General features: G+C 61.4%; 17 protein-coding genes. 11 read left to right on the top strand and 6 right to left on the bottom strand.

Features of this window, described 5'->3' with window-relative positions:
• Nucleotides 1–94 precede the first annotated feature (94 nt).
• Entirely contained in the window at nucleotides 95–2,272 is a 2,178-nt protein-coding gene (locus PBDP_RS27320) for a malate synthase G (RefSeq protein ID WP_176689007.1), read from the top strand.
• 216 nt (nucleotides 2,273–2,488) lie between these two features.
• Here the strand turns inward: PBDP_RS27320 and PBDP_RS27325 are convergent, their stop codons facing one another.
• Nucleotides 2,489–2,935, bottom strand: a complete 447-nt coding sequence (locus tag PBDP_RS27325; RefSeq protein ID WP_060740319.1) for a response regulator — start codon at nucleotides 2,933–2,935, stop codon at nucleotides 2,489–2,491.
• A gap of 260 nt (nucleotides 2,936–3,195) precedes the next feature.
• On the opposite strand from PBDP_RS27325, the gene PBDP_RS27330 reads away from it, so the two are divergent.
• The 9 genes from PBDP_RS27330 (at nucleotide 3,196) to PBDP_RS27370 (ending at nucleotide 14,115) form a co-directional block, all read left to right on the top strand.
• Nucleotides 3,196–5,130, top strand: a complete 1,935-nt coding sequence (locus PBDP_RS27330) for a putative nucleotidyltransferase substrate binding domain-containing protein (protein ID WP_305490392.1) — start codon at nucleotides 3,196–3,198, stop codon at nucleotides 5,128–5,130.
• On the top strand, nucleotides 5,127–5,834 hold the full coding sequence (locus tag PBDP_RS27335; RefSeq protein WP_109755013.1) for a 3'-5' exonuclease: 708 nt from the start codon (nucleotides 5,127–5,129) through the stop codon (nucleotides 5,832–5,834). The genes PBDP_RS27330 and PBDP_RS27335 overlap by 4 nt, the downstream gene beginning before the upstream one ends.
• A gap of 385 nt (nucleotides 5,835–6,219) precedes the next feature.
• Nucleotides 6,220–6,738 carry an RNA polymerase sigma factor gene (locus tag PBDP_RS27340; RefSeq protein ID WP_109755014.1) on the top strand — a complete coding sequence of 173 codons (519 nt, stop codon included), beginning with the start codon at nucleotides 6,220–6,222 and terminating at the stop codon, nucleotides 6,736–6,738.
• On the top strand, nucleotides 6,735–7,709 hold the full coding sequence (locus PBDP_RS27345; RefSeq protein ID WP_109755015.1) for a FecR domain-containing protein: 975 nt from the start codon (nucleotides 6,735–6,737) through the stop codon (nucleotides 7,707–7,709). The genes PBDP_RS27340 and PBDP_RS27345 overlap by 4 nt, the downstream gene beginning before the upstream one ends.
• A gap of 260 nt (nucleotides 7,710–7,969) precedes the next feature.
• Nucleotides 7,970–10,408 (top strand): TonB-dependent siderophore receptor, encoded by a 2,439-nt coding sequence (locus PBDP_RS27350; protein ID WP_116833616.1) that lies wholly within the window; start codon nucleotides 7,970–7,972, stop codon nucleotides 10,406–10,408.
• A 167-nt stretch (nucleotides 10,409–10,575) separates the two neighbouring features.
• On the top strand, nucleotides 10,576–11,706 hold the full coding sequence (locus PBDP_RS27355; RefSeq protein ID WP_212801551.1) for a PepSY-associated TM helix domain-containing protein: 1,131 nt from the start codon (nucleotides 10,576–10,578) through the stop codon (nucleotides 11,704–11,706).
• Nucleotides 11,703–11,882, top strand: coding sequence for a hypothetical protein (locus tag PBDP_RS27360; RefSeq protein ID WP_109755018.1), 180 nt, complete (start codon nucleotides 11,703–11,705; stop codon nucleotides 11,880–11,882). The genes PBDP_RS27355 and PBDP_RS27360 overlap by 4 nt, the downstream gene beginning before the upstream one ends.
• Before the next feature lie 204 nt (nucleotides 11,883–12,086).
• Nucleotides 12,087–13,385 carry an MFS transporter gene (locus tag PBDP_RS27365; RefSeq protein WP_109755019.1) on the top strand — a complete coding sequence of 433 codons (1,299 nt, stop codon included), beginning with the start codon at nucleotides 12,087–12,089 and terminating at the stop codon, nucleotides 13,383–13,385.
• Between the two features lie 100 nt (nucleotides 13,386–13,485).
• Nucleotides 13,486–14,115, top strand: a complete 630-nt coding sequence (locus PBDP_RS27370; RefSeq protein WP_109755020.1) for a glutathione S-transferase — start codon at nucleotides 13,486–13,488, stop codon at nucleotides 14,113–14,115.
• Nucleotides 14,116–14,298: 183 nt separating this feature from the next.
• Here the strand turns inward: PBDP_RS27370 and creD are convergent, their stop codons facing one another.
• From creD to rloA2, 4 genes are all read right to left on the bottom strand, one after another.
• Nucleotides 14,299–15,672: a cell envelope integrity protein CreD gene (gene creD / locus PBDP_RS27375; protein ID WP_109755021.1), complete on the bottom strand. Its 1,374-nt coding sequence runs from the start codon at nucleotides 15,670–15,672 to the stop codon at nucleotides 14,299–14,301.
• A gap of 177 nt (nucleotides 15,673–15,849) precedes the next feature.
• A complete protein-coding gene (gene creC, locus PBDP_RS27380; RefSeq protein ID WP_109755022.1) occupies nucleotides 15,850–17,268 on the bottom strand; it encodes a two-component system sensor histidine kinase CreC in 1,419 nt (472 codons plus the stop codon).
• Nucleotides 17,268–17,948, bottom strand: a complete 681-nt coding sequence (creB, locus tag PBDP_RS27385; RefSeq protein ID WP_109755023.1) for a two-component system response regulator CreB — start codon at nucleotides 17,946–17,948, stop codon at nucleotides 17,268–17,270. The genes creC and creB overlap by 1 nt, the downstream gene beginning before the upstream one ends.
• A gap of 69 nt (nucleotides 17,949–18,017) precedes the next feature.
• Complete coding sequence (rloA2, locus tag PBDP_RS27390; RefSeq protein ID WP_109755024.1) at nucleotides 18,018–18,524, bottom strand: retropepsin-like aspartic peptidase RloA2; 507 nt, start codon at nucleotides 18,522–18,524, stop codon at nucleotides 18,018–18,020.
• Nucleotides 18,525–18,879: 355 nt separating this feature from the next.
• Between rloA2 and yihG the strand changes: the two genes are divergently transcribed.
• Nucleotides 18,880–19,767 carry a 1-acylglycerol-3-phosphate O-acyltransferase, YihG family gene (yihG, locus tag PBDP_RS27395; RefSeq protein ID WP_212801552.1) on the top strand — a complete coding sequence of 296 codons (888 nt, stop codon included), beginning with the start codon at nucleotides 18,880–18,882 and terminating at the stop codon, nucleotides 19,765–19,767.
• Here the strand turns inward: yihG and PBDP_RS27400 are convergent, their stop codons facing one another.
• Nucleotides 19,768–20,343 carry a DUF2780 domain-containing protein gene (locus tag PBDP_RS27400; protein ID WP_109755026.1) on the bottom strand — a complete coding sequence of 192 codons (576 nt, stop codon included), beginning with the start codon at nucleotides 20,341–20,343 and terminating at the stop codon, nucleotides 19,768–19,770.
• Between the last annotated feature and the right edge of the window lie 278 nt (nucleotides 20,344–20,621).

Here is a 20,621-nt window from a genome sequence, read left to right on the forward strand (position 1 = left end):
CTGGTTCCGGGGTTTGTGGTTTAAATGTCCCGAGGCTTCATTGTCAAAATCGAAGAGCTGAAAAGCGAAATAGCTGAGCAGAGTGAGGCAAGCAATGACTGAACACGTTCAAGTCGGTGGCCTTAAGGTCGCCAAAGTCCTGTTCGACTTCGTGAATAACGAAGCCATTCCCGGAACCGGCCTCACCGCCGACGCGTTCTGGGCCGGTGCCGACAAGGTCATCCACGACCTGGCGCCGAAGAACCAAGCCCTACTCGCCAAACGCGACGATTTCCAGGCGCGGATCGACGCCTGGCACCAGGCTCGTGCCGGCCAGGCCCACGACGCCGTGGCTTACAAAGCCTTCCTGCAAGACATTGGATACCTGCTGCCAGAAGCGGCGGATTTCCAGGCCACGACGCAAAACGTCGATGACGAAATCGCCCGCATGGCCGGCCCGCAACTGGTGGTGCCGGTGATGAACGCCCGCTTCGCCCTCAACGCATCGAACGCCCGCTGGGGTTCGCTGTATGACGCGCTGTACGGCACCGACGCCATCAGCGAAGCCGACGGCGCGGAAAAAGGCAAAGGCTACAACAAGGTTCGCGGCGACAAGGTCATCGCCTTCGCCCGCGCCTTCCTCGACGAAGCGGCGCCCCTGGCGGCCGGCTCCCATGTCGATTCCACCGCGTACAAAATCGTCGACGGCAAACTGGTGGTCACCCTCAAGGGTGGCAGCAACAGCGGCCTGCGTGACGATGCCCAGTTGATCGGCTTCCAGGGCGATGCCTCGGCACCGACCGCCGTGCTGCTGAAGCACAACGGCCTGCACTTCGAAATCCAGATCGACGCCACCACCCCGGTCGGCCAGACCGACGCCGCCGGCGTCAAAGACATCCTGATGGAAGCCGCCCTGACCACCATCATGGATTGCGAAGACTCGGTCGCCGCCGTCGATGCCGATGACAAAGTGGTGATCTACCGCAACTGGCTCGGCCTGATGAAGGGCGACCTGGCTGAAGAAGTCGCCAAGGGCGGCCAGACGTTTACCCGGACCATGAACCCCGACCGCGTCTACACCACCGTCGACGGTTCGAGCGTGACCCTGCACGGCCGCTCGCTGTTGTTCGTACGCAACGTCGGCCACCTGATGACCATCGATGCGATCCTGGACAAGCATGGCAACGAAGTGCCGGAAGGCATCCTCGATGGCCTGGTCACCAGCCTGGCGGCGATTCACAGCCTCAACGGCAACACCTCGCGGCGCAACAGCCGCACCGGCTCGGTGTACATCGTCAAGCCAAAGATGCATGGCCCGGAAGAAGCCGCGTTCACCAACGAGCTGTTCGGTCGCGTCGAAGACGTACTGAACCTGCCACGCAACACCCTCAAGGTCGGGATCATGGACGAGGAGCGCCGTACTACGGTCAACCTCAAGGCCTGCATCAAGGCCGCCAGCGAGCGCGTGGTGTTCATCAACACCGGTTTCCTCGACCGCACCGGCGACGAAATCCACACCTCCATGGAAGCCGGCCCGATGGTGCGCAAGGCGGATATGAAAGCCGAGAAGTGGATCGCCGCGTATGAAAACTGGAACGTCGATATCGGCTTGAGCACCGGACTGCAAGGTCGCGCGCAAATCGGCAAGGGTATGTGGGCGATGCCGGACCTGATGGCGGCGATGCTCGAACAGAAAATCGCCCATCCGATGGCCGGTGCCAACACCGCGTGGGTTCCGTCGCCGACCGCGGCCGCGTTGCACGCGCTGCATTACCACAAGGTCGACGTGTTCGCTCGCCAGGCCGAACTGGCCAAGCGCGCCCGCGCTTCGGTGGACGACATCCTGACCATCCCGTTGGCGGTCAATCCGAACTGGACGCCGGAGCAGATCAAGAACGAACTGGACAACAATGCCCAGGGCATCCTTGGCTACGTGGTGCGCTGGATCGACCAGGGCGTTGGCTGCTCCAAGGTGCCGGACATCAACGACATCGGCCTGATGGAAGACCGTGCGACGCTGCGTATCTCCAGCCAACACATCGCCAACTGGCTGCGTCACGGCATCGTCACCCAGGACCAGGTGATGGAAAGCCTCAAGCGCATGGCGCCGGTGGTAGACCGTCAGAACGCCAGCGACCCGCTGTACCGTCCGTTGGCACCAGGCTTCGACAACAACATCGCCTTCCAGGCGGCGGTCGAACTGGTGATCGAAGGCACGAAGCAGCCTAACGGCTACACCGAGCCGGTGCTGCACCGTCGCCGTCGTGAGTTCAAGGCAGCCAATGGGTTGTGATTGAGCGATAGACACGCGACACACAAAAGCCCTGATCTCTCGATCAGGGCTTTTTCATTTGCACGACCTGACTGCTTTTGTGGCGAGGGGATTTATCCCCGCTGGGCTGCGAAGCGGCCCTCAATTCTGCGCAACGATACGATCCGATGGCGAGCGCTTCGCACTCGAACGGGGATAAATCCCCTCGCCACAGGTTTCATGCATGGCAGGGAAATCTTAAAGATCCATCCCCAACTCATGCTTGACCAACCCCAACAGCTTGTCGGTATCGATCGGCTTGAGCAGAAAGTCCACCACGCTCAAGTGCATGGCTTCAATGGCGTCCTTCACATCGGCATCGCCTGACACAATGATAATCGGCAGCGCCGCCCGCTCCGACTCGCGCACCAGGCGGACCAACTCCAGGCCATCGACATTGCCCATGCGCAGATCGGTGATCAGCAGGCCTATCGATGGCTTGGTTTCCAGCATCTTGAGCGCCGTTTCGCCACTGGCGGCGGTCATGCAGTGAATCCCGTCCAACGCCAGGATCTCCGACAGCAGCTCACGAGCGTCCTTGTCGTCATCGACGATCAAGACGCGCTGCGGCGGCAGGTCAGGTTCCAGCATGACGGCACTCAGCGCCTCGCGCTCGGCGTCACTCAAAATATCGTGGTCGGACATGGTGCTCTCTACGTTCTTTAAATCGATCCCCTGGCACAGTGGTCAGACATCGTTCTGCGGCGCTTCAATGTGCACTTCGTCGGATTTTTTTCCAAGAACATTTAATGAAGATTTTTCCGACGCCTGGCGTAGGACTTTTCCGTAAGCCTGCCCCGTATGCAGCGACCTAGACTTACGTCCAATGGGCACCCCGCGCTGAGGGGCCGACCATGGCAGAACAGATCCGACCACAACAATTCGAAAAAGACTGCGTAATGGTTATGAAAAAAGCGGACGCCTTCATCCAGGCAGGGAAAACCGCGGTGTTGCAAAACATCCAGGGGACGCTGCAATTTCTCCAACGCTTTCCCCCGTTCAACCAGATGGAAAACGCCCACCTGGCCTATCTGGTGGAGCAATGCCTGCTGCGCTTCTACGCGCCGGGCGAAACCATCATCAAACCCGCCGACGGCCCGGTGGAGCATTTCTACATCGTCAAGCAAGGCCGGGTGGTAGGCGAACGTCCGCACACGGCCAAAGGTGGCACCGAAACCACCTTCGAAATCACCACCGGCGAATGTTTCCCCCTCGCCGCGCTGCTGGGCGAACGGGCCACGCGCACCGAGCATCGGGCCGGCGAAGACACGTTCTGCCTGCAACTGAACAAACAAGCCTTCATCAAGCTGTTCGCCCTGTCTGGCCCGTTTCGCGACTTCGCCCTGCGCGGGGTCAGCAGCCTGCTCGATCAGGTCAACCAACAAGTCCAGCAAAAGTCCGCACAAACCCTGGGCACGCAATATTCCCTCAATACGCGGTTGGGTGAACTGGCGATGCGTCATCCGGTGAGTTGCAGCCCGGACACCCCGCTGCGCGAAGCCGTGAAGCTGATGCACGAGCAACAAGTCGGCAGCATCGTGGTGGTGAATGAGCAGAAAACCCCGGTGGGAATTTTCACCTTGCGCGACCTGCGACAGGTGGTGGCCGATGGCTCCGGGGATTTTTCCCAGGCCATCGTCGGACACATGACCCAGGCACCGTTTTTTCTCTCGCCGGACCACAGCGCGTTCGACGCGGCCATCGCCATGACCGAGCGCCACATCGCCCACGTCTGTCTGGTCAAGGACCATCGCCTGTGTGGCGTGGTATCGGAGCGCGATCTGTTTTCCTTGCAGCGCGTCGACCTGGTGCACCTGGCCCGAACCATTCGCAGCGCTCCCAGGGTAGAGAACCTCGTGGCCCTGCGCGGCGAAATCGGCCAGTTGGTGGAGCGCATGCTGGCCCACGGCGCCTCGTCGACCCAGATCACCCACATCATCACCTTGCTCAACGATCACACCGTGTGCCGCGTCATCGAGTTGACCCTGGCTGACAAAGGCGACCCGGGGGTGCCGTTCAGTTGGCTGTGTTTCGGCAGTGAAGGCCGGCGCGAGCAGACCCTGCACACCGACCAGGACAACGGCATTTTGTTCGAAGCGCGGGACGCCGCCCATGCCGCGCAGATCCGCGGCCTGCTGCTGCCCATCGCCCAGCAGATCAACCAGAGCCTGGCCCTGTGCGGCTTCACCTTGTGCAAGGGCAACATCATGGCCGGCAACGCCGAGCTGTGCCTGTCCCGCGCCGAATGGGCCCGGCGCTTTGCGGCATTCATTCGCGAAGCGACGCCGGAGAACTTGCTGGGCTCCAGTATTTATTTCGATCTGCGGGTGGTCTGGGGCGACGAGCAAGGCTGCGAGCAGTTGCGCCGGCAGATCCTCGATCAAGTGGCCGATAACCGCTTGTTCCAGCGCATGATGGCCGAGAACGCGCTGCGCCATCGCCCGCCAGTAGGACGCTTCAGGGATTTCGTTCTGAGCCGCAAGAATGGCGAAAAGGCCACGCTGGACTTGAAAGTGCAAGGCCTGACGCCCTTCGTCGACGGCGCCCGTCTGCTGGCCCTGGCCAACGGCATCGAAGTCAACAATACCCTGGAACGCTTGCGGCAACTGGTCGTCAAGGAAGTGATCGAACCGCTCGATGGCGCGGCCTATGAAGAGGCCTATCACTTCATCCAGCAGACCCGCATGCAACAACATCAATTGCAAACCCGCGAGAACCTGCCCTATTCCAATCGCGTCGACCCTGACAGCCTCAATCACCTGGACCGGCGCATCCTGCGCGAATCCCTGCGCCAGGCCCAACGCCTGCAAAGCAGCCTGGCGCTGAGGTATCAGTTGTGAGCATTTTTTCCTGGCTACGCCCGGCTCAGCCGCTGTTGCCGCAGATGTTGCAGCAGCGCCTGGAGCGCCTGCCCGCCCCCTCGCCGTTGGATGAACGCAGCTTACGGGAACAGCGCTGGGTGGTGCTGGACCTGGAAACCACCGGCCTGAACCTGAACAAGGATCAGGTTCTGTCCATCGGTGCGGTGGTCATCGAAGACGGCGCGATCGACTTCAGCCAGCAGTTCGAACGCACCCTGCAATGCGACAAGCAGAAACTCGGGCCGAGTGTGTTGATCCACGGTCTGGCGCCCAGCGCCATTGCCGCCGGCAGCGACCCGGCCGAGGCGCTGCTGGCGTTCATGGAGTTCGTGGGCGACAGTCCGCTGCTGGCCTTTCACGCGCCATTCGACTCCCACATGCTCGGGCGCGCCTTGAAAGACTACCTGGGCTATCGCCTGCAGCATCCGTTTCTCGATGTGGCCGACCTGGCGCCGATGCTTTGCCCCCAGGCCAATCTGCGCAAGGCGGGTCTGGATGAATGGATCGACTGGTTCAAGCTGCAAGTCTTCGACCGCCACAACGCCAGTGCCGACGCCCTGGCCACCGCCGAACTGGCGCTGATCCTGTTCAGCCGTGCCCGCCAGCAGCAGATCCACAGCCCGCTGGACCTGCAACAGCGCCTGGGCCAGTGGAAACGGCGCCAGCAGGCGCCTTCGCTCTAAATCCTCTGCTCCGAGGGTGGTTTACCTGTGGGAGCAAGGCTTGCCCGTGATGCAGGCGACTCGGTTTGGCTCTCAAACCAGGCGATACCATCGCGGGCAAGCCTTGCTCCCACAGACTCATTAGACCCACAGATCAGGTCCCGACCAGCACCAATTGCTTTCCCGCCCCCGCCTCTGCCACAATCGCGAACAATTCTCGTTACTTAAAACATCGGTGATGCTTCGTGTCGTCAGTCCCTAGTGTCCGGTCTCGCAAGTACCGTCCCTTTTTTGACGAGTGGCGGCTGTCGTCAGGCAAGGCGCCGCGACGAGTCATAGCCTGCTATGGCGAGGAGCGGCAACGCAGCATGACGGCAGCCGACGCCGTCAAAAAGGAACGGTACTTGTGAGACCGGACACGACTCCTCATAGTGATTTGGTTGGTGCGTTGTACCGTGACCATCGCGCTTGGCTATTGGGATGGCTGCGCCGCAACGTGGCGTGTGCGCAACGGGCCGAGGACCTGAGCCAGGACACCTTTGTGCGCTTGCTGGGTCGCGAGGAGCTGAAGGCACCTCGCGAACCGCGGGCGTTTCTGGTAGCCATCGCCAAGGGCCTGCTGTTCGATTACTTCCGTCGAGCGGCATTGGAGCAGGCTTACCTCACCGAATTGATGCTGATCCCCGAGGCCGAGCAGCCCTCGGTGGAAGAACAGCAAATAATCCTGGAAGACCTCAAGGCCATCGACCGCCTGCTGGGAAAACTGTCGAGCAAGGCTCGCGCAGCCTTCCTCTATAACCGCCTCGACGGTCTCGGCCACGCCGAAATCGCCGAACGCCTGGGGGTTTCGGTGCCGCGGGTACGGCAATACCTGGCCCAAGGCATTCGCCAGTGCTACATCGCCCTGTATGGTGAGCCGACATGAGCCAGGCCCATGCCAAACCGGTCTCGGCCAGCGTGCTGGACGCCGCCATTGCCTGGCAATTGTCGCTGGACTCGAGCAGCCCTCAGGAGCGCGAAGCCTTCGCCCGCTGGCATGCCGCCGACGAAGAACACGCCCGGGCCTGGCAGCAGCTGGGCATGCTCGACCAGCGTTTCAGCGTCGCAAGTGGACCGGCGCGGGCCGCACTGCTGCAATCGCGGGTCAGCATTCGCCGGCGGATCCGCAAGGTGGGCAGCGGCCTGGCCAGTGTTATCGCGGTCATCGGCCTGGCGTTGTTTGCCGGAGATCGTTACCTGCCGCTGGATTACTGGCTGGCCGACCAGCGCACCGCCACTGGCGAACAACGCACCCTGCGCCTGGTCGATGGCACGCTGATCAACCTCAACACCCACAGTGCGCTGGATGTGCGGTTCGATGACAAGCAGCGCCGCATCGTCCTGCAGGAAGGCGAGATCCTGGTAGAAACCGGCCACGGCGACCCGCGCCCGTTCATCGTCGAGACCCGCGAAGGCAACCTGCGCGCCTTGGGCACACGGTTCCTGGTCAGGCGTGAAGACGAAGGCACGCGCCTGAGCGTGTTGAAGTCCGCCGTGGCGGCACACCCGCAGGCCGCGGACACGGAACAGATCCTGCGTGAAGGCCAACAAGTACTGATGCGCCGCGACGGCCTCGGACCGACCATTGCCTTGCCCCCCGGCGCCGATGCCTGGACCCGCGGCATGTTGGTGGTGGACAACGCGCGCCTCGAAGATCTGGTCCATGAACTGGGGCGCTACCGACGCGGCTACTTGGGTGTCGCCCCTCAAGTGGCAGACCTGCGCATCACCGGCAGCTTTCCATTGCATGACACCGACCTGGCCCTGACTGCCCTGCTGCCGAGCTTGCCGGTGCAGATCGAGCATCACACGCGATGGTGGGTGGTGGTTGGACCGAGGGCCGAGGCCAAGCCTTGAGGAATCTTGCGTCAGTGGTGACCTAATTGCGAGCAGGCTCGCTCCCACAGTGGAGCGGTGTTGTACACAAAGCAGCGGCTCACTGAAGATCAACGGTGGGAGCGAGCGTGCTCGCGATGAGGCTAGTAGCCTCAACACAAAGCCAGGCAGGGCACCGGGCCCCAAGCTGAATCTAAATTATTTTCATCCAACCCTATCACTTTTCAATTTTCATCCGGCACCCAGGCAATTGAGAAATATTTCCATTCAGGAGCCGCCGTATGTCCCGCCCGCTAGACACCCTGTTGCGCCCCAGCCTGCTGGCCGTTGCCATTGCCTTTGCCGTTCCTCTCGCCAGCGGCCCGCTGCTGGCCGCCGAACAGGCCACGAGCGTGCGCACCTACAACCTGCCCGCCGCGCCACTGGCCAGCACCCTGAACCAGATCGCCAGCCAGGCCGGCCTCGCGCTGAGCCTGAATCCGTCCCTGGCTTCGGGCAAGACCTCGGCTCCGGTCCAGGGCCAGTTCGACGCCACCGGCGCATTGCGCGAGGCCTTGCGCGGTACCGGCCTGCAATTGGAGCAAAGCAGCGCCGGCACCTACAGCCTGGTGGCCGTGCCTGAAGGCGTGATGGCCTTGCCGGAAACCAGCGTGATCGGTGCCGGTGTCAGCGAAACCGCGTGGGGCCCGACCGAAGGTTACGTCGCCACCCGCACCGCCGCCGGTACCAAGACCGATACGCCGATCGTCGAACTGCCGCGCTCAGTCTCGGTGGTCACGCGCCAACAAATGGAGGACCGTTCTGTCCTCAACCTCAATGACGCCCTGCGCTACACCGCTGGCGTGCAGAGCAGCGGCTACGGCTCGGATTCGCGCAATGACTGGCTGCTGGTTCGCGGCTTCGTGCCGACTCAGTTCCTCGATGGCCTGCCGCTACCCAGGGGCAACTACATCACGCCGAAAATCGAGCCCTGGAACCTTGAACGCATCGCCGTACTGCGTGGCCCGGCCTCTTCGGTCTACGGCCAGACGCCACCTGGCGGCATGTTGGACATGGTCAGCCGTCGCCCACAGGCCGAAAGCAGCAACGAGGTCGAGTTGCAGGCCGGCAGCTACGAACACAAGCAGATCAACTTCGACAGCACCGGCAAAGTCGATGACGAAGGCCAGTTCCTCTATCGGCTCAGCGGCACCGTGCGCGACAGCAATTCCCAGGTCGATCACATCCCGGACAAGCGCTACAACCTCGCACCGAGCCTGACCTGGAACATCAACGACGACACGCGCCTGACCTTCCTGTCCCAATACACCCGCGACGACACTGGAATCACCGGGCAATTCCTGCCGCTGCAAGGTACCAAGCTGTCCTCGCCGGCGGGCAAGATTTCCCACCACAAGAACCTCGGCGACCCGGACTGGGAATTCTACGACCGTACCTACTACGCCCTCGGCTATGCGTTCGAACATCGCCTGAACGACACCTGGCAGTTCCGCCAGAACCTGCGCTACACCAAGAGCGACCTGGAAACCCAGGGCATCTCCGCCGGCGGGCAATTCTGGCCGGCGGGTCCTGATGAAGCGGTGAGCGCCGATGGCACGGTCAAGCGCAGCGCCAGTGTCGTCGACGAAGACATCAGCCAGTTCGCCGTGGACAACAACTTCCAGGCCGATTTCCAGACCGGCGCCCTCAGCCACACTTTGCTGCTGGGCCTGGACCACCAGCGCTCCAACAGCAATTCGCGCTGGTTGTGGGGTTCGACCGGCGTGCCGACCAGCAACATCCACAACCCGATCTATGGACAGGATTTCTCCAACGTCCAGTACTTCACCATGTACGACTACAACCAGAAGACCAACCAGACCGGCCTGTACGTCCAGGATCAGATCGCCCTGGACAACTGGCGCCTGACCCTCGGCGGTCGTGAAGACTGGATTCACACCGGCACCGAATTCCACAACCAGAACAACGTAACCAACACCCAGCGCGACAAGAAATTCAGCGGCAACGCGGCGTTGAGCTACGTCTTCGATAACGGTGTGACGCCCTACATCTCCTTCGCCCAGTCGTTCCAGGCGGCGGCGGGCTCGACCGTCAACAGCACCGAAGCGTTCAAACCCACCGAAGGCGAACAATACGAAGCGGGGATCAAGTACCAGCCACCCGGCACCAAGACTCTGCTGACCGCTGCGGTGTTCGACCTGACTCAGAAAAACAACTCTGTCACCGAAAACAACGTCACCCGCCAAGTGGGTGAAGTACAGGTGCGCGGCCTGGAGTTGGAAGCCTCAGGCGACGTGACCGACAACCTCAAGCTGATCGGTTCCTACACCTACAACGACAGCGAAATCACCAAGGGCACGACAGCTGAAAAAGGCAAGCGCATGGCCCAGGTGCCGCGTCACCAGGCCACCGCCTGGGCGGACTACACCTGGCATAACGGCCCGCTCGACGGTTTCGGCGTCGGCGCTGGCGTGCGTTATGTCGGCGACACCTACGGCAACACCACCAACACCGACTGGGGCCATGTCGGCTCCTACACCGTGTATGACGCCTCGGCCCATTACGACCTGGGCCGTTTGAACAAGACCCTCAAGGGGGTCACGGTAGCGGTGGACGCGAAAAACATCTTCAACAAGGACTACCTGTCCACGTGCGACGGCTTCTACTGCTACTACGGCGACCAACGCAACGTCGTCGCCAGCGTGAATTACAAATGGTAAACGGTTAGCATTTGCATACCCGCTTCAGCGGGCACTCTGTGGGAGCAAGGCTTGCCCGCGATGGAGACGACTCGGTTTCTGAAGGACCGCATCGCCTGTTTCGCGGGCAAGCCTTGCTCCCACAGATACCCATCGCCACAAGGTGTCCTTTTGCATTCGGATAGCTCATGAAAAGCAAAACCATTCGCCGCTGGTCCTTCGTCCACACCTGGACCAGCCTGATCTGCACGGTGTTCCTGCTGATGCTGGCGATCACCGGGCTGCCGTTGATCTTCCATCATGAAATCGAACACCTGCTGGGCGACGCCCCCCAGCTCAGGGAGATGCCGGCTGACACGCCGCCGCTGGACCTGCAACAACTGGTGGAAAAAGCCAAGGCCCATCGCCCAGGCGAAGTGGTCCAGTATTTTGGCTGGGACGAGGACGAGCCCAACGGCGTCATCACCATCATGGCGCCGACACCGGGCACCGAACCCAATTCCTCCCACACTTTCATGCTCGATGGGCGCACCGGCGAGGCCCTGGAAATGCCCTCGGCCAATGGCGGCTTCATGATGGTCATGCTGCGCCTGCACGTGGACATGTTCGCCGGATTGCCGGGCAAATTGTTGCTGGCATTCATGGGGTTGTTGTTCGTGATTGCCATCGTCTCCGGGGTGATCCTGTACCTGCCGTTCATGCGCCGCTTGAAGTTCGCCACGGTGCGCCAGGACAAATCCACGCGCCTGCGCTGGCTCGACCTGCACAACCTGATCGGCGTGGTCACACTGGTGTGGGCGCTGACCGTCGGCGTTACCGGCGTCATCGCCGCGTGCGCCGACCTGATCATCGCCGCCTGGCGCAACGACAGCCTCAGCGCCATGATCGAACCCTACCGCAACGCCCCGCCGCTGACCCAACTGGCACCGGCCACCCGTTTGCTGGACATCGCCAAGGACGTCGCGCCGGGCATGGCGCCCAGCTTCATCGCCTTCCCCGGCACGCTGTTTTCCAGCGAACACCACTACAGCGTGTTCATGAAAGGCAGCACCCACCTGACCTCGCATTTGCTGACGCCGGTACTGGTCGACGCCAGCACCCTGGAGGTCACCGCCGTGGCCGAACGGCCGTGGTACATGGACGTCATGAGCCTGTCGTTGCCGCTGCATTTTGGTGACTACGGTGGCCGGCCGATGCAGATTTTCTGGGCCACCCTCGATGTGCTGACCATCATCGTCCTCGGCAGCGGCGTTTACCTGTGGCTGGTGCGGCGCAAGGCGACCAAGCGAGCAAGCGTTGTCGCGGAGGTCGCTTCGTGAGGCCTCGACAGTCGAGTTTCTGGAAAGTGTTTGGCGTGCCCATGGTGATCGGCGTTCTTTGCGCGGCAGGGTTGTTCAGTGCCTTGCTGGGTGACGGTTTGTGGGACGCCGTCAGTTGGCTAGGGTTGGGTATCCCTTCTGTGTTGGCGGTGTGGGGCTTGGTCCCGCGCCGCTGAGTCATCCGGGCGTGCATTGACCAGATGCACGCCCTCCTCTCTTCGTCATACGACAACTGCGGACACGCGGGTTAATTCCAGCCGCCCAGACTCTGACATATTTATTGACAAATTAATCCTTGCACTCCTATAAAGGCGCACGTTGTACGACAACTTACAACATGACATGCGACACCAAATCCAAAAATAATCGATGGTGAAGTGATGAAAATCAAAGGCATCCGCTGGTGGATGGTTGGCCTGGTCACGGCCGGCCTGATGGTCAACTACCTGGCTCGCAATACCCTCTCGGTGGCCGCTCCGACCCTGATGAGCGAAATGAACATCTCCACCGAGCAGTATTCCCACATCGTCGTGGCCTGGCAGATCTGCTACGCGCTGATGCAACCGGTGGCCGGCTACATCATTGATGCCATCGGTACCAAGATGGGTTTCGCCATTTTCGCCTTCGCCTGGTCCATCGCCTGTGCCGCGGCGGCCATGGCCTCGGGCTGGCAAGGCCTGGCGTTTTTTCGTGGTTTGCTGGGCCTGACCGAAGCCGCCGGGCTGCCGGCCGCGGTAAAAACCTCTACTGAATGGTTCCCGGCCAAGGAACGCTCGGTGGCCATCGGCTGGTTCAATATCGGCTCCTCAATCGGCGCCGTGCTGGCTCCGCCACTCGTGGTCTGGGCGATTCTGAACAGTGGTTGGGAGCTGGCGTTTCTGATCGTTGGCGGCCTGGGCGTGGCCTGGACGTTCCTCTGGCTGATCTTTTACAAGCATCCGCGCGACCAGAGGCTCTTGGGCGACACTGAGCGTGATTACATTCTCAGCGGCCAGGAAGCCCACTTCCAGGATCCGACACCGAAGAAAGGCAGCTGGAAACGCATCATCGCCAGCCGCAACTTCTACGCCATCGCCAGCGCCCGGATCCTCTCCGAGCCGGCTTGGCAAACGTTCAACGCCTGGATCCCGCTGTACCTGATGACCGAGCGGCACATGAACATCAAGGAGATCGCAATGTTCGCCTGGCTGCCGTTCCTGGCGGCCGACCTGGGTTGCGTGCTGGGTGGTTACCTGAGCCCGTTCTTCCATAAATACTGCAAGGTGTCGCTGTTCACCTCGCGCAAAATGGTCCTGCTGTTCGGTGCCTCCTGCATGGTCGGCCCGGCGTGCATCGGCCTGGTCGCCAGCCCCTACACCGCCATCGCCCTGCTGTGCATTGGCGGCTTTGCTCACCAGACTCTATCCGGAGCGCTATACGCCATCACGTCCGATTCCTTCGGCAAGAATGAAGTCGCCACCGCCACCGGCATGGGTGGGATGTTCGGTTACCTCGGTGCAGCGGCCTTCACCCTGCTGTTTGGTGTGATGGTGACAAAGATCGGCTACAGCCCGTTGTTCGTGCTGCTGGCGATCTTCGACGTGGTCGCCGCGTTTATCGTCTGGACCGTCGCCCGGGAACTCAAGCAACAACCGGCGACATCGGCACCGGCGCCGCAGGCCCTGCAACCAACCGCCTGATGCATGGCGCGACTGAGCCTCTTCGCCCGGGTCGCGCCTGCCTTGTGCGCGGCTGGACGCGCTATGCTGCGCAACAAGTCCCACTGATCGAGACACTGCCATGTCCACCCCCAGCATGACGTTGTTCCACAACCCCGCTTCACCCTTCGTTCGCAAGGTCCTGGTGCTACTGCACGAAACCGGCCAGCAAGACCGCGTGGCGTTGCAACTCAGCCAGCTCACGCCGGTCAAGCCGGACCGGGCCCTGATCGATGACAACCCATTGAGCAAGATCCCGGCCTTGCGCCTGGCCAACGGCAGCGTGATCCATGACAGCCGCGTCATCCTCGACTACCTCGACCATCAGCACGTCGGCAACCCGTTGATTCCCCGGGACGGAGCCGCCCGCTGGCGGCGCCTGACCCTGGCCTCCCTGGCCGATGGAGTCATGGATGCAGCGGTGATGATCCGCTACGAAACCGCCCTGCGTCCTGCGGAAAAACACTGGGACGAATGGCTCGATGCGCAGCGGGACAAGATTCGCCGGGCCCTGGGCCTGCTCGAAGCCGAGGCGATTGCCGAACTGGCCTGCCATTTCGACGTGGCCTCCATCAGCGTGGCCTGCGCCCTGGGCTACCTGGACCTGCGCCATCCGGACCTGGAATGGCGCAAGGCCAATCCGCAGCTGGCGGCATGGTTCGCCGAAGTGAGCTTGCGGCCTTCGATGCTCGAGACGGTGCCCAGGGTTTAGATTTGCATTGACCGTTCCGCCCTCATCGCGAGCAGGCTCGCTCCCACACTTGATCGTGTCGCCCTTTGTGGGAGCGAGCCTGCTCGCGATGGCAGCGCACCGGATCCACAGGAAACAACCCGGCAATCCGCATCACCAACACCTCTCGTAATTGCCGGTCCTCACGCAACCCCAACGACCGGCTCATTTCACCTCTCCCAAGTCAAAGCTCATGGCAGCGGCCGACTTCGACCCAACCCCGTACCAATCCAGCTTACGGGTCAACACCATGAATACGCCCAACAGGCCGAACAGCAACAGCGACCCCATCAACAGCGCATAGTCCTCGGCGCTCAACAAGCCATAGAGCAAGCCGTACAACCCTGCCAGCCCCACCGAAAACCCCAGGCCGTGGCTCACGCTACGCAGCACATGGCAGACATAAAACCCGATCAGCACCACACAGGCACTGGCCGACACCAGGTACGCCAGGGTGAAGCCGATGTGCTCCGACAGCGACAACAGCAACAGGTAAAAGAACGCCAGCGCCACACCCACCAAGGCGTACTGGACCGGGTGCACCGCCAGGCTCTTGAGCACTTCGAAAAGGAAGAAGCCGGCGAATGTCAGGGCGATGAACAGCAGCGCATATTTGATTGCCCGGTCGCTCTTGAGGTACTGGTCCACTGGGTCGATGAAGCTCACGCCGAAGGCGCGACTGCGGAACGCTTCGCAACTATCGCTGGGTTCGCAGGCTTGCAATGTTTCCAGGAGGTTGGTGGAGAAAAACGACGTCTGCCAGTCAGCGCTGAAGCCCTGCTCATTGATCTCACGATTGACCGGCAGGTAGTTGCCGATAAAGCTTGGATGGGGCCAGTCGGCCGACAGGTGCACCTTGGTGGACTTGCCCACTGGCAGGACCTGGAACTCGCCAGTGCCTTGAAGGCGCAGGTCAAAACCGAAGGTCAGCTCGGGGCCACCCTGGGCGGTGATCATCGGCAGCGGCACATGCACCCCCTGCCCCAGCCAGCCGAGCCGAGAACCGGGCAGGAAGTCGACGGTCTGCTGGTTCAGCGTCAGGGTCAGCGCGTTCTCGATGCCACGAATATCGCTGATCCCCACGCTCAGGTACGGTTCATCGAAACGGTAATCGGCAAAGTCCTTGGCGGCGATACCGTAGCGCTCCGGCACCTTGAAGCGGCCATCTATCCGGTTATCGGCGTGGAACAACCGCGCTTCGTAGATCCCCCGGGCACGGGTTTCAGTGCGGACCTGGCCGTCGAGCTCGAACTCTTCCGGCAAAAAATACAACTCGCCCGCCCGCTCGACGGTTTCCAGAAAACGCACGCCGGTTTTCTCGTTGGTGTTCCAGACTTTCACGCTCTTGCGAAACGGCACCACGATCATCGGCCCGATCAGTTGCTGGCTGTAGCTGGAACTGCGGGCGATATCCTGCAACACACCGTCGCGCAGCTCCTGGCGCTCGTCGATGAGGCCGTTGATCATCAACAGCGGGATCATCAGCAAAAGAATCAGTAGGGCAATCATGCCCAGTTTTATGGCGAGGCTGCGGTTCATGTGGGGCTCTCCCTGTTCGAATGAGGGAGAGTCTGGGGTGGTTGTGTGCTGGGCTTATGGAGAGATTATGGAGATTGTGTGGAGACTGGACGGCCCCCTTCGCGAGCAAGCCCGCTCCCACAAGGACTGCACTGAACCTGTGGGAGCGGGCTTGCTCGCGAAGGCCACGCCTCGGTTTCAGGGCAACCGCAACACCACCTCGACCCCACCCTCGACATTGCCAATCCCGAACTCCCCTCCATGCAACTGCACCACCTCCTCCACAAAGTTGAGCCCCAGGCCGGTGCTCTTGCGACCGCTGTCCGGCCGCGGCAGGGAGTAAAAGCGCTCGCTCAAGCGTGGCAGCGCATAGTCGGGAATCGGTGCGGCCTGATTGAACAGGCGAATCTCGACACGATTGCCGCTGCGCTCGGCGCTGATGCGTAGCAGACCGTTGACGGGGGTGAAGTCCAAGGCGTTTTCCAGCAAATTGCCCAAGGCCTGGCGCAACAGGAACGGCTCGCCGGTCAACGCCAGATCGGCAGCAATGCGCTGTTCAACGCTCAACTGGCGACTTTCGATCCAACCGCCGCGCGCTTCCAGCAACTCATCCATCAACGCCGCCAGCGGCACCGCGACTTCTTCTTCCAGCCCTTGGCGCTGCTCGATCTGGGCCAGGTTCAGCAGCCGTTCGATCAACTGCTGCATGCGCACGCTTTCGGTGCCGATGTTACTGACAAAGCGTTGGTGCTGGGCGGCAGGCATATCGCTTTGCAGCAGCTCGGCGGCACCGCGAATCGCCGCCAGCGGACTCTTGAGCTCGTGGGTCAGGGTATGCACGTAACGCTCGACGTAAGCCTTGCCTTCGAGCTGGGTACGCATGTGTTCCACGGCGCCCGCCAGTTGCTCGAACTCGCCGCCGCGATAATGCGGCACTTCCACCCGACGCCCCTGGCTGACCGCCTGGGCATAGGCCGTCAACCGTCGCAGCGCCGCGCTGAGCCACCAGGACAGCAAGCCGCCCAGCAACAGACCCAGGGCCACCAACCCGGCGCCATACGCCAACAGTCGCCGCTCGGTGCGATCGACATAAGGCTGCAATGAACTGTTGGGCTTGGCGACCGTGACGACACCGATGATCCGGCCGTTGTCGCGGATCGGCGCACCGACATGCATCACCGAAGACGTGGGGTCATCCGGATCGCTGCGGCTCGAACGGGCGCCGTAGTGGCCGCGCAGAGTCAGGTAGACGTCGTTCCAGCGCGAATAATCCTGGCCCACCGCCACACCACTGGAGTCGAGCACCACGATGCCCTTGGCATCGGTGACATAGATGCGGTGGCTGACCTGGTTCTTCGGCAAGCCCCAGATCGTCGCCGCCGGCTGGCGCTCGCCGTAGGCCTTGAGCAATTGCGGCCAACGATTCTGGTTGAGGGTGCCGGCCTTGAAATCGTCCCGCAGGATCTCGGCCATCAGGTTGGCCGTGTCCACCAGGGTTTCTTCAGTGGACTGGCGCACGCCAGGGCGGATTTCCTCCATCACCGTGTTGAGCACGAAATAGCCGGTCAGGGCGATAAACAGCACATACACCAGGAAAATCCGGATCCCCAGAGACATCAGCTGTGCCCCGGGCTGTAGCTGTAGCCCAGGCCTCGATGGGTCTGGATCGGTTCGGCCTCGGCCCGGACCAGGCGCAACTTGGCACGCACGCTCTTGATGTGGCTGTCGATGCTACGCTCGTAGCCGGCATCGCTGGCCACGCCCAGGGCGTCGAGCAGTTGTTCGCGGCTGAAGACCCGTTCAGGTTGTTCCAACAGACAGTTGAGCAGGCGGAATTCATGGCGGGTGAGGTTCAGCGGTTTGCCGCGATAGCTGATTTGCACGCGATCGGCATCGACCTGGAACAGCGCCATGCCCGGCTCCATCAGCGGTCGCGGCGCCACACGCTTGAGGATCGCCCGGACCCTGGCCGCCACCTCGCGGGGGCTGAAAGGCTTGACCACATAATCGTCGGCACCGATTTCCAGTCCCACCACCCGGTCGATCTCAGCATCCCGGGCTGTCAGAAAGATGACTGGAACGTCGCTGAAACGTCTGAGATTTTTACAAGTCTCGAATCCGCTGATATCCGGCAGGCCCACATCGAGGATGATCAGGTCCGCCGGCGTGCTTTTCTGATGCTCGAGGGCGGCAGCGCCGAGGCTCAGCCAAGTGGTGTCGAACCCCTCCCCTTGCAGGGCAAACACCAGCGTATCGGCAATGGCGGCTTCGTCTTCGACAATCAGGATATGAGGCATGGCTTGCGAGCCCGGCAATAAAGTTGCCGGAACGGTGCCCCAAGCCTCGGGGCACGTCAATCGGGGAAATCAGCAGTCGGGCTTGTCTGCGGTGAAGCGGCGGGCCGGGTTCACCGCTGCGCCGAACTCGCGCAGGGCCTTGGCGCCGATCAGCAATGGGTAGTTGAAGCTGCTGCGGTCGGTCAGGTTGACCTCCACCGTGCGCTTGACGTTGCCCAGGCACAGTTCCAGGTCGACCACGGGGCGCTTGGTTGGCGCGATTTTTTCGTCGTCGTCTTCATCTTCTTCGGAACGGGTCTTGATCTTGCTGATGCGGGCGATCTTGTGTTCGTAGACCTTGTTGCTCGCATCCTTGGTCGCCAGGCGGAATCGCACCCAATCATCACCGTCGCGGGTAAAGGTCTCGATGTCCTTGGCCGACAGCGAGGCAGTCAGCGCACCGGTGTCCATCTTGGCCTTGAGCACTTCGCCGCCGATTTCCGGCAACGCGATGTATTCATAGCGCCCGTACAGGGTCGGCTCGGCGGCCAGCACTGGAAGGGCTATCAGGGAAAACAGGGCGAGGACTGACTTCATGGAGTTAGGGCTTCCATTGTGGGAGTGGGGTTTTAGACCGTGGCTGCTGAATTCGTTCGGTTGATTTCGATAGCAATGGCTAAGAGAAACGCCAGCCAAGCGCGACCTCTGTGGCGAGGGGATTCATCCCCGCTGGGGTGCGAAGCGCCCCCTGAGAGCCTGACATCTCGGTACACCTGGCTATTCGAGTTGACTGTTTTGGGGTTGCTTCGCAACCCAACGGGGATGAATCCCCTCGCCACAAAAAGCCAGCCCAGTTTAGCCAAGCCCAAGTGAAACTTTCGTCCACACCGATTTGGCCTACCGCCCGAAGCTTGCTTATCATGGCCCGCCCACCCGTTTGCAAGAGTCATCTATGCGCCGCCTGCTCACCGGCTGTTTCGTCACCCTGCTGCTGTTGCTCAACACCCTGGTGCTGTTCGGCCCGTTGATGGTGTTCGCACTGCTAAAACTGGTCCTGTCCGGGCGTTTTCGCGACTACGCCTCGTGGGCGGTGATGTGGATCGCCGAAACCTGGGCCGAGATCGACAAGCTGATCTTCGCCCTGTGCATCCCCACCCGCTGGGACATCCGTGGCGGCGCGGACCTGCGCGGCGATACATCCTACCTGGTGATCAGCAACCACCAATCCTGGGTCGACATCCCCGCCCTCGTCCAGACCCTCAACCGACGCACGCCATTCTTCAAGTTCTTCCTCAAGAAAGAGCTGATCTGGGTGCCGTTTCTGGGGCTGGCCTGGTGGGCACTGGACTACCCATTCATGAAGCGCTACACCAAAGCCTTCCTGGCGAAAAACCCGGAACTGACCGGCAAGGACCTGGAAATCACCAAGGCCGCCTGCGAGCTGTTCAAGCGCCAACCGGTCACCGTGGTCAATTACCTCGAAGGCACGCGCTTCACCGCCGCCAAAAGCCAACAGCAACAGTCACCCTTCACCCACCTGCTCAAGCCCAAGGCCGGTGGCGTGGCGTTCGTGCTGGCGGCCATGGGTGAACAACTGGACGCGGTATTGGACGTGACCGTGGTGTACCCGCAGGAACGGATCCCCGGGTTCTGGGATTTGATCAGCGGCGCCGTGCCCAGGGTCATCGTCGATATCCAGACCCGTGAACTGGACCCGGCGCTGTGGCAGGGCGATTACGAAAATGATCCGGTGTTTCGCCAGTTTGTTCAGGATTGGGTTAATCAGCTCTGGATGGAGAAGGATCGGCGTATTGCTGCCTTGCGCAACGAACGCGCCTGATCAGACGCCACTGCCAGCCCCCCAAATACCTCCCAGATTCTGCAACAACGAACTACCCACCCCCTGCTGGCCAAGGTACTGCAGGATGACCGGGGCAAACTGCCCGATCATGCCGCTGTCCATGCCCAGCGCGCTGAAGGCGTTATTCAAGTCATTGGTGTCCTTGACGTTACCCAGCAGCCCGTCGAGCAAGGCGTTTTTGTCCGATCCGCCACCGAGCAAGCCGCCCAGGCCGTTGAGCCCGCCGATGGCGCTGTTGCCGGCGATCTGATCGAGACCTGGCACGCTTTTGCTCAATTCCGAGAACTGCGGTTCGCTTAGCCGGTTCTTCGCCAGCCCCAGCATCGCACCGGCACCGCCGATGGCCTGTTCCGGGGTGATCTTGAGGTCCGAGCCCAGGGTATTGAGCAACCCGGCGGCTTTCGGTGCAGCGGCCACGGCGCCGTCCTTCTCACCTGAGTTGCCCTGCATCGCCGACATCACATTAGCCGCATCGCTGAGGCTGAACTGCGCGAAAGCCGGGCTGGCGGCCAGTGTCAACAGGCAAGACAGTGCAAAACCGCGTGAAACCTTCATCCGGGACATCCTCTTGAGCATGAAAAAGCCGCTCTTAAAGAGCGGCGTGAAGCGTGCGTTGGACTTGCGCGGACGGCGATTGTTCCTAAACGTATTACATGAATGGCCGATAGCCATTACAGAAAAATCCTCAGGGGTCGTCAGAAACGTCTGATTTACCGAAAACTGCGTCTTTTTATATAGCTAAAAGTTACCAAATATCCATACACAGTTCTAAATTGACATAAATGACAGCCAACATTGACAGTAGCCCGCCCGACCGAAGCCGTGAATCGTTG

The organism is Pseudomonas sp. St290, from assembly GCF_018325805.1.
In the GTDB taxonomy this organism is placed as follows: Bacteria; Pseudomonadota; Gammaproteobacteria; order Pseudomonadales; family Pseudomonadaceae; genus Aquipseudomonas; species Aquipseudomonas bijieensis.